Annotated in this window: 15 protein-coding genes and 3 tRNA genes; 11 read left to right on the plus strand and 7 right to left on the minus strand. The window is 41.8% G+C overall.

The features are described from left to right. The first annotated feature begins 101 nt into the window (after positions 1-101). The 7 genes from EMP01_RS06765 to EMP01_RS06795 all read left to right on the plus strand — a co-directional run bounded on the left by EMP01_RS06765 (position 102) and on the right by EMP01_RS06795 (position 4,581). On the plus strand, positions 102-479 hold the full coding sequence (locus EMP01_RS06765; protein ID WP_129020752.1) for an STAS domain-containing protein: 378 nt from the start codon (positions 102-104) through the stop codon (positions 477-479). Positions 480-491: 12 nt separating this feature from the next. Next, positions 492-1,400 (plus strand): ribonuclease Z, encoded by a 909-nt coding sequence (locus EMP01_RS06770; protein ID WP_237559493.1) that lies wholly within the window; start codon positions 492-494, stop codon positions 1,398-1,400. A 63-nt stretch (positions 1,401-1,463) separates the two neighbouring features. Continuing rightward, a tRNA-His gene (locus EMP01_RS06775) sits at positions 1,464-1,537 on the plus strand. 1,004 nt (positions 1,538-2,541) lie between these two features. Beyond that, positions 2,542-3,831, plus strand: a complete 1,290-nt coding sequence (locus EMP01_RS06780; protein ID WP_129020754.1) for an aminopeptidase P family protein — start codon at positions 2,542-2,544, stop codon at positions 3,829-3,831. A gap of 35 nt (positions 3,832-3,866) precedes the next feature. Continuing rightward, positions 3,867-4,208, plus strand: a complete 342-nt coding sequence (locus tag EMP01_RS06785; protein WP_129020755.1) for a hypothetical protein — start codon at positions 3,867-3,869, stop codon at positions 4,206-4,208. A gap of 79 nt (positions 4,209-4,287) precedes the next feature. Further along, a tRNA-Gln gene (locus tag EMP01_RS06790) sits at positions 4,288-4,358 on the plus strand. 152 nt (positions 4,359-4,510) lie between these two features. Next, positions 4,511-4,581: transfer RNA gene (locus EMP01_RS06795), tRNA-Gln, on the plus strand. A 65-nt stretch (positions 4,582-4,646) separates the two neighbouring features. On the opposite strand, the gene EMP01_RS06800 is transcribed toward EMP01_RS06795, so the two are convergent. Then, positions 4,647-5,384 carry a LytR/AlgR family response regulator transcription factor gene (locus tag EMP01_RS06800; RefSeq protein WP_161971240.1) on the minus strand — a complete coding sequence of 246 codons (738 nt, stop codon included), beginning with the start codon at positions 5,382-5,384 and terminating at the stop codon, positions 4,647-4,649. Positions 5,385-5,395: 11 nt separating this feature from the next. Continuing rightward, positions 5,396-8,215 (minus strand): sensor histidine kinase, encoded by a 2,820-nt coding sequence (locus tag EMP01_RS06805; protein WP_129020757.1) that lies wholly within the window; start codon positions 8,213-8,215, stop codon positions 5,396-5,398. Positions 8,216-8,541: 326 nt separating this feature from the next. Here EMP01_RS06805 and EMP01_RS06810 point away from each other — a divergent pair, with 326 nt between their 5' ends. Next, a complete protein-coding gene (locus EMP01_RS06810; protein WP_129020758.1) occupies positions 8,542-8,853 on the plus strand; it encodes a hypothetical protein in 312 nt (103 codons plus the stop codon). Positions 8,854-8,950: 97 nt separating this feature from the next. Here EMP01_RS06810 and EMP01_RS06815 read toward each other — a convergent pair whose 3' ends face one another. Continuing rightward, the gene (locus EMP01_RS06815) at positions 8,951-9,517 is read right to left on the minus strand and encodes a hypothetical protein (RefSeq protein ID WP_129020759.1); all 567 of its coding nucleotides are present in this window, start codon (positions 9,515-9,517) and stop codon (positions 8,951-8,953) included. 433 nt (positions 9,518-9,950) lie between these two features. After that, the gene (locus EMP01_RS06820; RefSeq protein WP_129020760.1) at positions 9,951-11,045 is read right to left on the minus strand and encodes a type I restriction endonuclease; all 1,095 of its coding nucleotides are present in this window, start codon (positions 11,043-11,045) and stop codon (positions 9,951-9,953) included. A 158-nt stretch (positions 11,046-11,203) separates the two neighbouring features. Between EMP01_RS06820 and EMP01_RS06825 the strand changes: the two genes are divergently transcribed. Together EMP01_RS06825 and phbB are read left to right on the plus strand one after the other, a co-directional pair. After that, the gene (locus EMP01_RS06825; RefSeq protein ID WP_129020761.1) at positions 11,204-11,893 is read left to right on the plus strand and encodes a YdcF family protein; all 690 of its coding nucleotides are present in this window, start codon (positions 11,204-11,206) and stop codon (positions 11,891-11,893) included. Positions 11,894-11,960: 67 nt separating this feature from the next. Continuing rightward, positions 11,961-12,707, plus strand: coding sequence for an acetoacetyl-CoA reductase (gene phbB, locus EMP01_RS06830; RefSeq protein ID WP_129020762.1), 747 nt, complete (start codon positions 11,961-11,963; stop codon positions 12,705-12,707). A 68-nt stretch (positions 12,708-12,775) separates the two neighbouring features. Here the strand turns inward: phbB and EMP01_RS06835 are convergent, their stop codons facing one another. The 3 genes from EMP01_RS06835 to tpx all read right to left on the minus strand — a co-directional run bounded on the left by EMP01_RS06835 (position 12,776) and on the right by tpx (position 14,556). After that, positions 12,776-13,351 (minus strand): NAD(P)H-dependent oxidoreductase, encoded by a 576-nt coding sequence (locus EMP01_RS06835; RefSeq protein WP_129020763.1) that lies wholly within the window; start codon positions 13,349-13,351, stop codon positions 12,776-12,778. Between the two features lie 62 nt (positions 13,352-13,413). Then, entirely contained in the window at positions 13,414-13,989 is a 576-nt protein-coding gene (locus EMP01_RS06840) for a Crp/Fnr family transcriptional regulator (RefSeq protein ID WP_202616017.1), read from the minus strand. A gap of 69 nt (positions 13,990-14,058) precedes the next feature. Next, positions 14,059-14,556, minus strand: coding sequence for a thiol peroxidase (tpx, locus tag EMP01_RS06845; protein ID WP_129020765.1), 498 nt, complete (start codon positions 14,554-14,556; stop codon positions 14,059-14,061). Between the two features lie 297 nt (positions 14,557-14,853). Here tpx and EMP01_RS06850 point away from each other — a divergent pair, with 297 nt between their 5' ends. Then, the gene (locus EMP01_RS06850; protein ID WP_161971241.1) at positions 14,854-15,777 is read left to right on the plus strand and encodes a PstS family phosphate ABC transporter substrate-binding protein; all 924 of its coding nucleotides are present in this window, start codon (positions 14,854-14,856) and stop codon (positions 15,775-15,777) included. Positions 15,778-15,822: the final 45 nt, after the last annotated feature.

Raw genomic sequence — 15,822 nt, forward strand, 5'->3', positions numbered from 1 at the left:
GACATTTTGCGTCTATATAAATAACAGTTTTATTGAACTTTTTTATTTAAGTTTGATTATTCTTAAGCAGAGCATTTATAGATAATTAAAAGGATAAGAACATGAAAGTTGCGTTAGAAATTAAGCCGGCCTTTATCATCATAACCCCGGAAGGGGCTGTGTTGAACAACGAGTTTGTAGCAGCGATAGAAAGTAAGACGAAAGAAGGGAGTGAGGCCAATTCCGGACAGTGCTATATTGTTGATTTGTCTTATGCTGAGTACATGGAGAATGAAGCCCTGGATGCCTTATTGAATATACATGAAAATGTATACGAAGATCAGGGGTCTATCGTCTTTACCAATCTCCAGGAGTCTGTAATGCAGAAAATGAAACAGGAACGCCTGCACTTAAGCATTAATATTGCGACCACCATGGCAGAAGCGGTTGACTTCATCAACCATGAGATCATGGAGCGTGGGCTATTGAACGAACTCTAATTTTGTAACATCTTGAAAGTAACCATACTGGGTAATAATTCTGCTATACCGGCACATGGTCGTAATCCTAGTGCCCAGATAGTGGAGGTGAAGGATCATCTTCTCCTGCTGGATTGCGGCGAAGGCACGCAAATGCAGTTTATAAAGTATGGCATCAAGAGAAGTAAAATACAGCATATATGTATCAGCCATTTACATGGCGATCACTACTTCGGCCTCATAGGGCTCATCAATAGCCTGGGTTTACTGGGCAGGACCGATCCTCTGCATATTTATTGCCCTGAAAAGCTACCCGCAATTATACAGTTGCAACTGGATGCCTGTGGCAGTATGATGCCTTACGAGATCATATTTCATACGATCAGCGATGAGGGAGAGTACAAGCTTATTGTAGATACGCCTTCTTATTCTATCAGTTGTTTTCCTGTCGATCATCGTATACCCACACACGGCTTCCTGGTTAGGGAGAAGAGCAGCGGTCGTAAGATAGTGCCGGAGGCATGCCGGGAATATCAGATTCCTCAATCGTATTATTACCGCTTAAAACAGGGAGAAGACTACCTCAGAAAAGACGGTACACTGGTGCAGAATGATTGGGTTACAGAAGTGGGTAAACCGGATAAGGTATATGCTTATTGTGCCGATACCCGCTATACAGAATCATTTGCAGAATACATTCTCGGAGCAGATATGGTTTACCATGAATCTACCTATCTGGATGCAGAGAATGACCTGGCTAATATGCGTTACCATAGTACCGCAAAGCAAGCAGCCCAGCTGGCTGTTGTAGCCGAAATAAAGCAATTGCTATTGGGACATTATTCCAGTCGTTATAAAAACATTGAAGAATTTGAAACAGAGGCGAAAACTTTGTTTGTCAATACCAGAGCGACTTTCGAAGGGATGTCGATTGAATTATAGAAAAAAGTTCAAGAAAAAATTTGGAAAATCCGGAAGTGAATCCTATCTTTGCACTCCGAAATGGAGGCTATAGCTCAGTTGGTTAGAGCGTCGGTTTGTGGTTCCGAAGGTCGTGGGTTCGAGACCCATTAGCCTCCCAAAAGGAAAGTCAGTATTGACTTTCCTTTTTTTATGTATATCAGTTTTCATCTGCTTTACAATTCAAGAATCTTCTCCTGGAGGCGCTTGGTGGTTTTGATACCAAACTGATCTTGCTCTGGGATTCCCTGTATATATACTTGCCTGAAAAAATGAAAGCTCTGACTGGAAAATCAAAGCTTTTAAAAACAAAACAAAATCCTGAAAAGGAGTTAATAAACATCCGTGGCTTCTTTGTTTGAAACAATGAAACCCTTCATCATCTTATACAATATTAGCATTAATCAGCTTTTGTAAATAACCTGTTCGGGAATCGTTTGTTGAGTATCAATAAACGATTTTTATTGACAGGATAAGTTGCTTAATAAAAGAACGATACCAATTGAGATTGATTTGCATATGATCCCACTTTTTGGTGACAGATGGGTGTTTTTTTAGCAAAGCCATATGCTGAAAAGTTCTTTGTGGAGTGAAATTAACTTTGGTTAACCTTTTTTAACATAAGATTTTCTGCAACAATGCTTTAACTATTGCGTAAATACTAATGTCTAAAATATTGAAATTGAATAATTATATATATAATTATTCGCGTTATTTCATAATTTGTCATTTCTTCAGGAAATAATTCCTTCGCGTATAACATTCTGTTATCATATTTTAATACGCGCTACCTTATTTTTACCATAGGTTGTACGGAGTTGGAAAGTTTAGAGTGTTGCCTTACAGCCTTTATATAGTTTGTATTTTTCATGTTTAATACAGATAATGAGACAGCTTTGTTGTATAAATGTATGTGTCATACAGAGCAAAGTAAGAGCGCAAAATATTCAACGGTTTAGCCTAAACTTGATTGATCTTATTGTTGTATTGAATGAATGTAAAAACGGCTCCTGTTCAGGGGTCGTTTTTCTTTATATCTACTGTTCATTATCCGGATGATTTCTTTTATATTTACAAGTTTCGATTCCTTACCTTTACACCCGTATTGTAAATTTTTAATGCAATGAAATACTTACCGATCGATTCAGGTTTATTTAAGAAGAACAGAGAACGTTTTGTGAAGGCGATGAAGTCTAATAGTATTGCTATATTCAATGCCAGCCCTGTAATAGCAGAAAATGGCGATGCTGTGTATAGCTATAAAGCCAACTCCAACATTACATGGCTTTCCGGTATTACACAGGAACAAACCATGGTGATTTTATATCCGGATAACAAAGACACATCTGCAAGAGAAGTGCTGGTCATTCAGCGTCCTGATGAGTTACTGGAGAAATGGAATGGCCATTTACTGCGTAAGCATGAGGCGACGGAATTGTCCGGTATTAAAAATGTACAATACGTAGATAGCATTGATGCCATGCTGCAGGTATGGATGCATCATGCAGAATATGTATACCTCGATACAAATGAGAATGACCGCAGAGGCACCGTACTCCGTACTGACCTGCAGTTTGTCAATAAGATACGCGAACAATATCCATTACATAAATATGAGCGTGCTGCTGTATTGATGAAGGAATTACGTGCTATCAAAACAAAAGAAGAAGTAGCCATAACACAAAAGGCCGTTGATATTACGCATCAGGCTTTCCTGAGGGTGATGAAGTTTATTCGCCCTGGTGTATTTGAGCATGAAATAGAAGCAGAAATTACACATGAGTTCATCCGCAACCGTGCGACCAGACATGCATATGGATGTATTCTGGCCAGTGGCGATCGCGCCCGTGTATTGCACTATGTAGACAATAACCAGGAGTGTAAAGACGGAGAGTTGATCCTGATGGATTTTGGAGCAGAGTATGGTAACTATTGCGCCGACCTGTCCCGTACGATCCCGGTAAATGGGAAGTTCTCCAAAAGACAGGCCGAAGTGTACAATGCCTGCCTCAATGTACATAACTACTGTGTATCTATCCTGAAGCCAAAGATCAATTACGCTGATTATATAGAGAAAGTAAATGCAGAGATGGAAAAGCAACTGATGAAAATCGGGCTGATCTCCAAAGCAGACATCAAAAATCAGGACCCTGCTAATCCTGCATACCGCAAATATTTTTATCATGGTATCGGTCACCACCTGGGGCTGGATGTACATGATCTCGGTATTCGTAATGAACCTGTAAAAGAAGGTATGCTCTTTACTATCGAGCCTGGTATCTATATTGAAGAAGAGCAGATGGGCATTCGTATAGAAAATAACTACTGGCTCACTAAAAATGGCAGTGTAAACCTCTTCAAAGGTATCCCGATCACTGTAGAGGAGATCGAGCGTTACATGAAGCGCAAATAATTTCAATATTCAATTAACAGCCTTTAGCATCTTATATGGATCAATACAATCCTTATGATATTAACAAGCCCCGTCAAAAGAAAGGGGCAGACAATGCAGTGATCGGATTGCTTACCGGACTGGCTTCGGCCCTGGTAGGTCTGGTGCTGGTATACTTCCTGATGTATAACAGTGTAGGCCTGAGCTTCTATCTGAATCTTTTTAAAGGACAACCAACTTTTGCAGCAGCATCCAAGCCTATAAGCCTGGCAATGATTGTAAACCTGGTTCCTTTTTACTACTTCCTGAACCGCAAAGCGTACCAGAGTACCAAAGGGGTAATCATTGCTACTGCTTTACTGGGCGTACTGTTCGTACTGTATAAATTTGTCTGGTAAACAGATATTTTTCTTCAAAAATATTTGGAAGTAAAAAAAACAGTTTGTACTTTTGCCATCCCAAACGGGAAAAGCGGATAGTTCTATGGTGTAAAGGTAGCACAACTGATTTTGGTTCAGTTAGTCTTGGTTCGAATCCAGGTAGAACTACTTCAACAGAAGGCACTCAATTGAGTGCCTTTTTTATTGCCTGTAAGTCCCGTCAGGCTTTGCTTTCAGGTATTTTTGAAAAAATACAGAAACAGATTTGGAAGTAAAAAAAACAGTTTGTACTTTTGCCATCCCAAACGGGAAAAGCGGATAGTTCTATGGTGTAAAGGTAGCACAACTGATTTTGGTTCAGTTAGTCTTGGTTCGAATCCAGGTAGAACTACAAAAAGAAAAAGCACTTGCAATATGCAAGTGCTTTTTCTTTTATACCTGTGCCCAGATAATTGTTTACCACACTTTCCTGATCGATTGCAGAAACTTATCTTTTCGCGATGCAGCAACCTCAACAATAATATTACCCGTTAATACTACCTGCCCCACACGTCCCTTGATATATTTCGTAACATGATTCATATTGATGACATGCGAATGGTGTACTCTGTAAAAAACCGTATCCGGCAGTAAAGCCTCACATTCTTTTAATCGCATACTCACCATAATTTTCCGGCCATCAGCCAGGTGAAAATTGCTGTAACTTCCCGAGGCTTCGCAGCGCAGGATATCGTTGTAATCAATAAATAAAAAACCTTCCAATGTAGGTAAGCTTACCTTAGTCTGTACAATAGGTGCAGTATACGCCTGTCGGAGTTGCCGTTGCTGCTGAATGAAATTTTCTGCTTTGGTGACAGCCTCCTGCAAGTGGCCAATTGTAATCGGCTTAAGCAGGTAGTCTATTGCCTGCGCACGAAAGGCCTCAATAGCATACTGGCTGTAAGCAGTCGTAAAAACGGTCTTGAAAAATACATTGGGAAACATTTTTAATAAATCAAATCCCGTATTCCCGTTCAGTTCAATATCCAGGAAGACGAGGTCAGGTTGATGGCGGTTGATTGCAATATATCCATTCTCAATGTCGGTGGCCGTATCCAGAATTTGTACAGAAGGGCAGAACTGTCCTAAAAGTTGCTGCAGGATTTCAATATTTACTTTCTTATCATCGATGATGATGGCATTTATTTTATTCATGGATAATACGTTTAGATTAATTCCGGTAACCATACAGTTACCCTGGTTCCTTGTGTATGCTCTTTTTTCAGATCTTCGATAAGGAGTCTTATCTCACCAGATTTTCTATTGATCAGGTTTAAAGTTTCAATACGCTGGTAAATTAAAGATAGCCCTTTGGACTGATGCGTGGATGCTTTCTTACGGCTATCTATGCCCGGGCCGTTGTCCTCTATGGTGCATACCAGTAACCCGGATGCAGCCCGGTGGATGTTTATGGACAAGATGCCGGGATCGCTGGCATGGCAGAGTCCATGTTTAATGGCGTTCTCTACCAGTGGTTGCAGGATCATATTTGGAAATAATGTCTTTGACTGATTTATCTGCGGATCAATGCTAATTGTGTATTGAAACGGTTCGTTTACTTGCAGGCGCTCCAGCTCAATATAATGTTGCAAATAACTGAGCTCTTCCTGCAGGCTGATGTGCACTTTAGGCGCATTGTCCAGTGTTTCCCGCACCAGGCCTGCAAATCGGGAGAGATAGTAGTTAGCTCCGCTGACGTCCTGCTTCAGAACATAATTCTGAATAGAATTCAGACAATTGAATATAAAATGAGGATTCATTTGTGCCCTTAAGGCCATTTGCTCCAGTTCAATCATTTTGTAATGAATGCTTCTTTGTTTTTCTTCCTTTTTCCGGATTTTCCGTATCCATATTTTCATTGCAAACCAAATGATCGATAAGCTGAAGAGTAGTACCAGGGCTATAAACCACCAGTATTCAAATATGGCCTTCTGCACCCGGAATTTTTTTTCAATAATGGGACTTTGATACCCTGAAGGATGAATGGCCTGTATCTGTACCGTGTAGGCGCCGGAGGGAAGAGATATCAGGTTGAGCAGGGGTTCCGAAATATACTGCCAGCTTGTGTCCAGGCCCAGTATACGGTATCGGTAACCGATATTGCTCAGGGAAAAAGAAATTGCAGAAAATTCAAATTTAATATGATTATTCTGATGAGGCAGAAGGATGTTCCCGCTGATATCAATGATGCTGTCCTGCACATATATCCCCGTAAATGCCAGATTTAACAAGGGTTTTTGAACAGACACGGGTTCCCGGAAGATATTGAGTCCTTTAGGTGTACCTACGTATAAGACTGTGTCTTTGATAAGCACCGAATTGATCAGGTTGCTGTTTAGCCCGTCCTGGGTAGTATATATGTATTCGAGGTCCAAAGTATTTGCCTGAATGCGGAATTTATGCAGCCCTTGGTCTGTTCCGATCCATAAAAAACGACCATCATTATAGATGCAGCGGCAAAGATTACTGCTCAGTTTGCTGTTATATATAGTGAAGCTATCCGTTTTCTGATTGTTCTGTACCCGGAAAAAACCCTTGTTATAAGTACCCACCCATAGCTCATCAGTTTTAGTTCCCCGGGCGAGACAACTGATATGCGCTTTGACCGGCTTGGCCACCGTTGCATATTGTTTATTCAATATCAGTAATTCTTCCAAAGTGCCCAGGCAGTAATATCCGTTACAGGTGATAGCAGTAGTGGTACGCCCGGTATATATCTTTTCTACCCATACCGACTGTCCCGTTTTGTTGTATAATGCAGCATCCCTGTGCGTAGCCAGTAACAGGCTGTCCTTATATACAAATACACTTTTGATATTGCCCACATTTCCCGGCAATTTTAGAATATTATTCCGCACACTCAATAATTGGTTTTGAGCATTTCTGATCAGATCAGCAAGGTTTAGCTGACTTTTCTTTTGCTGAAAGACAGGGGGGAAGTGGTCTTCAGAGGTTGTCGGACCAAGTTGCCATATCACATCCTGGTCATTTCCGGTATAGATGTATTTTCCTTTTTCAAAGATAAAATTCACGGGAGAAGGTGCACCTGTAGTAAAAGCGTATGTCAGTATCCGCAGTACCCCGAGTTTATATATGCCATTACCGTTGGTACAAAACCAGATATTGCGTTCAGCATCTTCGAATACACCATTGATCTGGTATTGTGGTAAAAATACCGCTGTGACCTTTTGGGTAGTTAGGTTATAAATGCAGGCCCCTCCAGAAGCATAAACTCCGAGTATATTACCATCCTTCATTACCCATCTGAGGCGCAATCCCTTTTCACTGATCCTGGAAAACCGGTTTTCTTTACTATTCCAGATAATACTATACCATTTGTCAAAAGTGAAGACCAGTATGTCCGGGGCGATCTTCAATACTTCAATGGCCCGTACGGCAGTCGTTCGGAAATGCTGCAATACAAATGCATACGTCTGCTCCGGTAATTGCAGCATACTGAAATTAATGCCACCGTTTACAGGCAAGGCCCGGTAATTCAGTTTAAACTGATTTTCGCTATAATGCTGCACCCTTTGCCCCTTAATGGTTATGGCTCTCCTTAAATCATCATTGATAATAATCAGCCCGGTCTGATCTTTGGATGCGTCTCGAAACTGACCCCGGAGTACGATCTTTCTGACCAGGGGATCATTGAACTTTTGATAGATCCTGCCATTTTTATAATAGGCAACCTCTTTAGAAAAGGACTGTATCCATATACGATGCAGGAAATCTTCTCTGGTCCCGAATACTTCATTAGAAGGTAAGCCGTCGTTCGTGGTGAAATTTCGGAAATGCACTCCATCAAACCGGCTCAGACCGGACTCTGTGCCAAACCATATAAAGCCATCCTGGCTTTGTGTGCCGGTATAGGTCGTTTCTCCGCTCAGGCCATCTTTTGTGGCATAATGCATATAGTTATATTCCTGGCTATAAGCCTTTACTGTGCATAACAAAAATAGCAGCAGTAGTAATCTTCTGTTCATTTACCGGAACCGGTTTAATATCTGTGGTGCTAAACTACAATTTTATCACAAAGGCGTGTGATTTTTTGCTGAGCTAAGTAGTGATGTTTGGCATGAATTATGGGATAAATCGACATGCCGGCAAACCCGTAGCACCAAATGGTGAACTGCATATTTTTTAGCAGAACAGGGAATTGTAAGTTACAGTGTATTTCGCGAATACAGCATCAGGATAAAAGCATCATATTCCGGGTGAAACTTAAAAGATGCCCGCTGAAAAGCCCTCTATGGTGGTTAAGACAAGAGTATGTACTAACTATTAATTAACCATTAAAAATCTAAGTATCATGAAAAAAGTAATGATTATTGCTGCTGCAGCATTGTGTTTTCTTACTGCCGGTTACTCCGTTTTTTCCAGCTCAACAAGCAATGCTGCACCTATTGGGCCTACCACTACTGATTGTCTGCCTGGCTATCAGCTGACCATGAGAATCAATATCTATGTGTACGGCACTTCTGTAAAGATTGACTCTTACATTAAAGGATTTCACAGTTCTGCAGATTTATGGACCTATGTAAGCAATTATAATGCAGGTAATACTACTACCATTATGGGTTTCGAAGAGATCTGCAGAATGGCTCCGGGACCTGTTTTATAGATCATGGTATTATACTCCCTGTGATGAAAGAACAAAAGTCTGTCTCCCTGAGAGACAGACTTTATTATTGTAACTAAGGTGTCATTGTATACTGTTATTATCCTTTCAGGAAAAAGATCCAGGACCAGCCATCGGGCTCCGTGCCACCGGCACTGGGTCTGTATAAAAACATCTTTACCTGTTCTGAGGGATGCTGCTGCAGGAACGATCTGACTACATCCAGTTTTTGTATGGCGAACCAGGCCGGGGTATAGTCATAAGTGTGCTGGTACGGATTACATACATCTGCAAAACCACTGATAGGGTATACCGTATCGGATACCGGCAGGTAGTTGAACTGGCTGGCAGGGCTAAGCTGCGGGTAATGTATTTCAACGGTGCCCATCCACATCAGGCTAGCGTCAAATACAGTGGTATTAAACTCTCTATAATATATCTTTACATAACCATTATCAATTGGCCAGTCAAATTCATTTTCCAGGGTAAATGTAGTGTCAGTATGTGTAAAGCTAAAGATATGCGCTCCCTGGAAGGCATTGGTCTGGTAATCGACTTTCAGCACCAGTAGCTTTTGCGGTGCAGCATAGTTAGGGCTGTTTGCGTTCTTCTTATTACAGGAAGCCCATAATAGCAGTACAGCACATAAAATAAAGATGTTTTTCATGAGTGGGAATTTTATTACAAAATAATTGAAAAAATGGAATAATAATACTTGATTATCTGCTTACAGGAAACAAAGATTTACCTTTTTTCCGAGTTCCTTTTATGGCTACCTTTTGCCTTGATGCCGGATTTATAAGGCCATTTTAAGCGATCTGTTCTGTACGGATCGCTTATTGTTTTCATCACAGCGATAGCCATTTTGGAGTGGAGATGCGATCGTTGAGCAGCGAATACATCTAACGTTAAGCTCAAACGATCAATGCACGCAACGGTACAAAATGGCGGTGCACTGCAATCGCCTTGATGAAAACAAAGGCACTTTTGGTCCTTTTGTTGCCGGACAAAAGGACGAATAAAAGAGTTGACTACAAGCGACTAGTTGGTTAATAATATTTGAACTTAAAGTAAAACACCTGCGTTTGCAGGTGTTTTATTTATTCTGGTTTAATCTTTATTTCCTCATATTGTTTTAAAGTAGACAAAAGCTCTGCTTTGTATGAATACAAATCATCTAAAGATGCAAGTTGCTTACGTTCTCCGTTATCTTTTCCGTTGTGAAATAATTCTATGTATTTATTTGTAGCGTTGAAATGTAGTCTGCACAACGGTTTTCGGTTATTGTCATCCAACAAAATGCCAAAATATGATTGTGTATCCCGGAATGCAATTCTTGAAGCAGGAAGAGACTCTCTGAGTATTGCCTTCACTATTTGAGAGCCTTCCATTTCCTCTTCTGTTGTAATGAATCTTGGAGCTTCCGTGTTTTCATGAATAGGCGTAATCTGCTCAAGCTCTTTAGAGGGAACGCTATCATTTATATGAAGTGCGTTTTTTAGCCTGAAGCTTATTGATTCATTGATGGAATTGGAGAATGCTTTTCTTGTATATTCTTTAAAAGTTGCTAAACGAGAAGAGGTGAGCGGTCGATCGAAAAAACGACTCACTAGAAGTTTGACCATTTCATCTGAAGGTTCCTGTAGTTCTTTCTCAAATTCATTCCTTATCGCTTTAATATATTTTAATGCTTCAGCAGAGTCAAGAATGCTTTCTAAGTTATATCCTTGTTTCGTAAAGTTCTCTAAAATCTTCAGGCTAGATGTTTTTAGATCAGATAAGTCTAATGTAAAGAAAGGTTTTTCATCCATAATGTTAGGCTTCTCCAGATCAGCATAGAAATTGTAGGTATGTCCGTTTGTGAGTACACCAAAGCGTGCCTTGGAAACATGATAATACCGATGCAATTGAGAATTGTGTGCATCTGCATGCTCTTTCCAGTGTTTGCATTCGATTATTAATATTGGCTCTCCATCTTTTTTAATTACATAATCAACCTTTTCTCCTTTTTTTGTGCCAATGTCGCAAATGAATTCTGGTATAACTTCCGTAGGGTTAAATATGTCATATCCTAATATCTGGATAAAGGGCATAACAAAAGCATTTTTAGTTGCTTCTTCAGTATTTATCTGATCTTTGAGTGCATCGACCCTTTTATGTAGCTGCTCTAGCTTTAATTTTAAATCTGCTTCCATTGTTTGTGATTTTTGACGATTTTAACACACAATTTAAAATTCTGATTACGCAAATAAAATGGGTGTTTTTCACCTTTTATTTAGGGTGTTATTTTCTTTTTAACACGATTGCTGGCTTAACTGAATGTCATTTCCTTATATTCGTCAAAACAACACCAATGAATACGCGCCATATTTACTCCTGGGGCTGGAAAGCATTACTGGTCGGTACTATCGGCTTCGCCTCCTGCAGTTATTATACACAGAAGCGACCGTTAAAGCTCTATAGCCAAACCATCGAGAAAGGGTTGAGTTATGATGCCGCCATCGTGCCCGGTTACCCATTCGACGGGCAGGCATGGGATACCCTGGTTAAGGCCAGGGTACTCTGGGCAGTGCATCTGTATCATAAAGGAATTGTGCGCAATATTATCTTTTCCGGCGGTGCGGTACATACACCTTATGTAGAAGCACAGGTGATGGGCCGGTATGCCGAGGCGCTGGGTATTCCCGCAAAGCATATCTATTACGAAACCCGTGCGGAGCATAGCACAGAGAATATATACTACAGCTACCTGCTGGCGCAGCAAGAAGGTTTCAAAAGTGTGGCACTCTGTACTGATCCTATACAAAGCATATTGCTGAAACGCTTTACCAGCCGCAGGTTTGGAACTCCTGTTGCACATCTCCCCTTTGTCAGAAGTGTTCTGGAATCTGTACATATTACGGACCCGAAAATTGATACAGCAGGCCTTAAAGTTGATAATTTTATACCGTTGAAATCCAGGGAAAGCCGCTGGCAATCTATCAGAGGTACTATGGGTAGTGGCATAGACTGGAACGGGCAGCGGGTATTACCTCCGCTCTGATATTTTTCTATGCTTATTAATTTATTAACAAGTATTCTTTCCGGTATAGGTTATCTTTAAAAGAAAAATGACTACAGAAAACCGACACATTGCATTAGTAACCGGGGCTACCGGCGGACTGGGAACGCATATCTGTAAACGCCTGAGCGATGATGGTTATATCGTTTGTGCCAATTACCGCTCTGAAGAAAAAGCTAAAGCCTGGAAAGAGAAGATGGCCGAAGAAGGTTATGATTTTCAGTTGTACAAAGCAGATGTATGCAGCTATGAAGAAGTAGGGCAGATGATACGGGCTATTGAAACCGATCTTGGTACTGTTGATATCCTGGTCAATAATGCGGGCATTACCCGTGACGGGGCATTCCGCAAAATGACCCCCGACCAGTGGCATGAAGTCATCGCCACGAACCTTACCAGTGTATTTAACTGCTGCAGCCATGTTATCAATCCTATGATTGGTCAGCAATATGGCCGCATTATAAATATCTCCTCTGTAAATGGTCAGAGAGCCCAGTTCGGGCAGGTAAACTATGCTGCTGCGAAAGCCGGTATGCATGGCATTACCAAAACACTGGCTATTGAAGTGGCGACAAAAGGCATTACGGTAAATACCATTTCTCCGGGTTATGTCGCTACCGATATGGTTATGGCCGTTGCAGCGCCGGTACGGGAGCAGATTGTATCTGGCATACCGGTAGGACGCCTGGGGGGTACAGGAGAGATTGCACACCTGGTATCTTTTCTGGCTGCACCGGACACGGCTTTTATCACCGGTGCCAACTATGCCATCAATGGCGGGCAGCACGTGTATTAAATCTTAATTCAAAATAAAAGAGCCGGCCGCTTCAAAGAAGCGGCCGGCTCTTTTATGTGCCCGCTGTTTTATTTTCTATCCTGCCCCATTTTTGCAGCCTTGCGCAACCACTCGCTGCGCTGGGTTTCTGTTGCTGTTTTGATAATGCCAAAGTAGGTTACTCCCACTGGCTTAATGCCACAAAATTCCAGGGTAGATCGTTTGAGCTGATTTACACTGGGTCTGCCGAATCGTAAACGGTAATACCATCCCGGTTGATCCAGTGTAGTAATGATGCGGGCGGTCTTTCCGGTCAGTAATTTATCCCACCATACAGAGTTGGGGCGATATTTAAACGCCTTTCCGGGAAGGAAAAGCCGGTCTATAAATCCTTTCAGTAAAGTCGGAAGCCCTCCCCACCAAACAGGATGCACCCATACCATATGCTCAGACCATTGTATCAGTTCCCAGGCCTTAACCAGGTCAGGCTCCCATTCCGTGCGCTGGCGATAACCATATTTAAGATTAGTATCGAAGTGCAGTTCATATAGGTTCAGCACCTGTACCGATGCACCGGAAGCGATAGCTCCGTCATAATACGCCTGTGCAAGGGCTGCATTAAATGATTGTGGATTGGGGTGTCCGTTTAGGATAAGAATACGCATACCTTTTTATTGTTGAGGGTACAAAGGTAGGGTTAGTGTATAGCCGGATAAAGGACAAATGTCTAAATCGCAATTTCTTTGCGGATGCGGCTGAGGTGCCGCTGACTGATGCCGAGATAGGAGGACAGATACTGCAGGGGAATCTTCTGCAGGTATTCCGGCTGCTGTTGCAGCAGGGTGGTATATCGCTTTACGGCATGATCTCTCTGTAGCTGTATATATCTGCGTTCCATTTCCAGAAACTGTTGTTCCGCAATGAAGCGTAGTAGCTGTACCCATTTCGGGTTGGTTGCGGCTTGCTCATCAACAGCCGATTTCGGTAAGGTCCAGATGCAGGCAGTGCTTATGGCCTGGATATATTCTACACTCGGATTGCCGGAAATGAAAGAAGAGTAGGCCGCAATAAAATCGTCCGGAAACCGGAAGCAATACGTAAACTCCCCTCCTTGCTCATCTGTATAGAAAGAACGGAAAATGCCGGATTCAATAAAGGCGATCTCTGTACAGGGCGCACCTTCCCGCACCAGGTACTCATCTTTCTGTAGGTTGCGGGGTGTAAACAACCCGGCAATGGCTATTGCCTCCGCTTCAGAAAAAATATGCAGTTGCTGCAAAAAATGAATAAGTGTGTTGGGCATGTGCATGCTTTAAAACAGATTGGCTGAATACGGGGGGTATTCAGCCAATATTGTTGAATATGATTATCATTATTTCAGTGCATTCAATGCGGCATCATAATTGGGTTCTGTAGTGATTTCCGGAACCTGCTCTGTATACACCACTTTACCTGTTTCGTCCAGTACAATAACTGCACGGCTCAGTAAGCCCTGTAGCGGAGTATCGGTCATCGTAACACCGTAGTCAGTGCCAAATGTACCGCGGAAGTCGGACAGGTTTTCTACATTATTTAAACCCTCAGATGCACAGAAACGGTTCAGCGCAAAAGGAAGATCTTTAGAAATATTAACTACTACGGTATTATCCAGGTTGCTGGCTTGCTCATTAAATTTACGTACAGATGTAGCGCAGATGCCGGTATCCACACTAGGGAAAATGTTCAGTACTACCTTCTTGCCCTGGTAGTCAGACAGACTCTTGTTTTCCAGGCTGGAAGAAGTCAGGGTAAATGGTTGTGCCGGGCTGCCCACTTCAGGAAGTGTACCGATAGTGTTAGCCGGATTGCCTTTAAATGCTATTTGTGCCATAATATATTTTGTTTATTCAGGTTAATTGAATCTCAAAGATAATGCATCGGACGCAGCAAATAAAACAGGTACAGAAAAGTTTACCATAGTTTTATATTTCACCGGTAATGCAAGCTGGGCCTGTTTTAGAAATATATAATCCTTGTATTGGGCTTATATATATGTGTGGAAAGTGAATGGCATCGCGTCCTATGAAATACAGGCCGATATTACGGTGTTTGCGTTAAATAATAGTTATTAAAAATAAAAAATCCAATGATCAAATATGTAATTTTGCTATTATTGCAAAGCAAAAGCATGAAAAAATACGTTTTATTTTCCCTTTTCGGGATTGGCGCAGCCATGTTATGGGCTTCCTGCGGGGGCAATACACAGCCTGCGGCCACTACAAGCAAGAGCACCGACACGCGCACATCTGGCAGTATCAATATTGCAGTAGATGAGAGCTACAAGCCGGTCATTACACAAGAAGTCAATGTGTTTGACTCTTCTTATCCCAATGCCAAGATCAATCCATCCTATCTGCCGGAGAGCGAGTGCTTTGCACAGCTGTTCAGCGGAAAGGTTCAGATGATTATGACTACAAGAGAACTGAGTCCGGAGGAGATAAAATCCTGCGAATCCAGGAATATCTATACCCGCTCTGTGGCTATTGCCCAGGATGCTATCGTTATAGTAGGTCATAAAGGCACCCAGGATTCGTTAATGACTGTGGGCCAGCTGAAAGCTATTCTGACCGGTGGTTTTGCCCGTAAGTATACAGTCGTTGTGGATAATAAAAACGGTAGTATTGCCCGTTATATTACAGACGTACTGATACCCGGACAAAAACTGTCTGCACAATTATTTGCGGCAAATAACAGCGAAGAGGTGATCCAGTACGTAGCGAAGACTCCTGATGCCATCGGACTGATCGGCATGAGCCACGCCTTCGATCCGGAGAGCAATGTCGGGTACGGAACTTTCCGAAGCGATGTAAAAGTTGTATCCTTGCAGAATGATACCTTACAGCGTTTCATTAAGCCTTACCAGGCGAGTGTAGCCCTGAAGGAATATCCGATGGTGCGTAAACTGTATTTCATTGTACGTCAGGATTCTGAACTGGGAGCAGGCTTTGCCAACTTCCTGACCAGCGAACCCGGACAGATGATTATCGGCAAGGCCATGATGCAACCTTTACAGGTACAATTAATCATTCGCGAAGCGGAGATTAAACCTTAGGCAGGTAAAATGCATCTATAGAGTATCAATTTTTAAGTAAACAAG

This window comes from Edaphocola flava (assembly GCF_004118155.1).
GTDB lineage: Bacteria > Bacteroidota > Bacteroidia > Chitinophagales > Chitinophagaceae > Edaphocola > Edaphocola flava.

What these genes read in the sequence shown, in the direction of transcription:
- EMP01_RS06850 (WP_161971241.1), top strand. Translation starts at nt 14,854, where the DNA reads ATGAAAAAATACGTTTTATTTTCCCTTTTCGGGATTGGCGCAGCCATG.
- EMP01_RS06765 (WP_129020752.1), top strand. Translation starts at nt 102, where the DNA reads ATGAAAGTTGCGTTAGAAATTAAGCCGGCCTTTATCATCATAACCCCG.
- EMP01_RS06840 (WP_202616017.1), bottom strand. Translation starts at nt 13,989, where the DNA reads ATGCCCAACACACTTATTCATTTTTTGCAGCAACTGCATATTTTTTCT.
- tpx (WP_129020765.1), bottom strand. Translation starts at nt 14,556, where the DNA reads ATGGCACAAATAGCATTTAAAGGCAATCCGGCTAACACTATCGGTACA.
- EMP01_RS06825 (WP_129020761.1), top strand. Translation starts at nt 11,204, where the DNA reads ATGAATACGCGCCATATTTACTCCTGGGGCTGGAAAGCATTACTGGTC.
- EMP01_RS06800 (WP_161971240.1), bottom strand. Translation starts at nt 5,384, where the DNA reads ATGAATAAAATAAATGCCATCATCATCGATGATAAGAAAGTAAATATT.
- EMP01_RS06820 (WP_129020760.1), bottom strand. Translation starts at nt 11,045, where the DNA reads ATGGAAGCAGATTTAAAATTAAAGCTAGAGCAGCTACATAAAAGGGTC.
- EMP01_RS06815 (WP_129020759.1), bottom strand. Translation starts at nt 9,517, where the DNA reads ATGAAAAACATCTTTATTTTATGTGCTGTACTGCTATTATGGGCTTCC.
- EMP01_RS06785 (WP_129020755.1), top strand. Translation starts at nt 3,867, where the DNA reads ATGGATCAATACAATCCTTATGATATTAACAAGCCCCGTCAAAAGAAA.
- EMP01_RS06835 (WP_129020763.1), bottom strand. Translation starts at nt 13,351, where the DNA reads ATGCGTATTCTTATCCTAAACGGACACCCCAATCCACAATCATTTAAT.
- EMP01_RS06810 (WP_129020758.1), top strand. Translation starts at nt 8,542, where the DNA reads ATGAAAAAAGTAATGATTATTGCTGCTGCAGCATTGTGTTTTCTTACT.
- phbB (WP_129020762.1), top strand. Translation starts at nt 11,961, where the DNA reads ATGACTACAGAAAACCGACACATTGCATTAGTAACCGGGGCTACCGGC.
- EMP01_RS06805 (WP_129020757.1), bottom strand. Translation starts at nt 8,215, where the DNA reads ATGAACAGAAGATTACTACTGCTGCTATTTTTGTTATGCACAGTAAAG.
- EMP01_RS06780 (WP_129020754.1), top strand. Translation starts at nt 2,542, where the DNA reads ATGAAATACTTACCGATCGATTCAGGTTTATTTAAGAAGAACAGAGAA.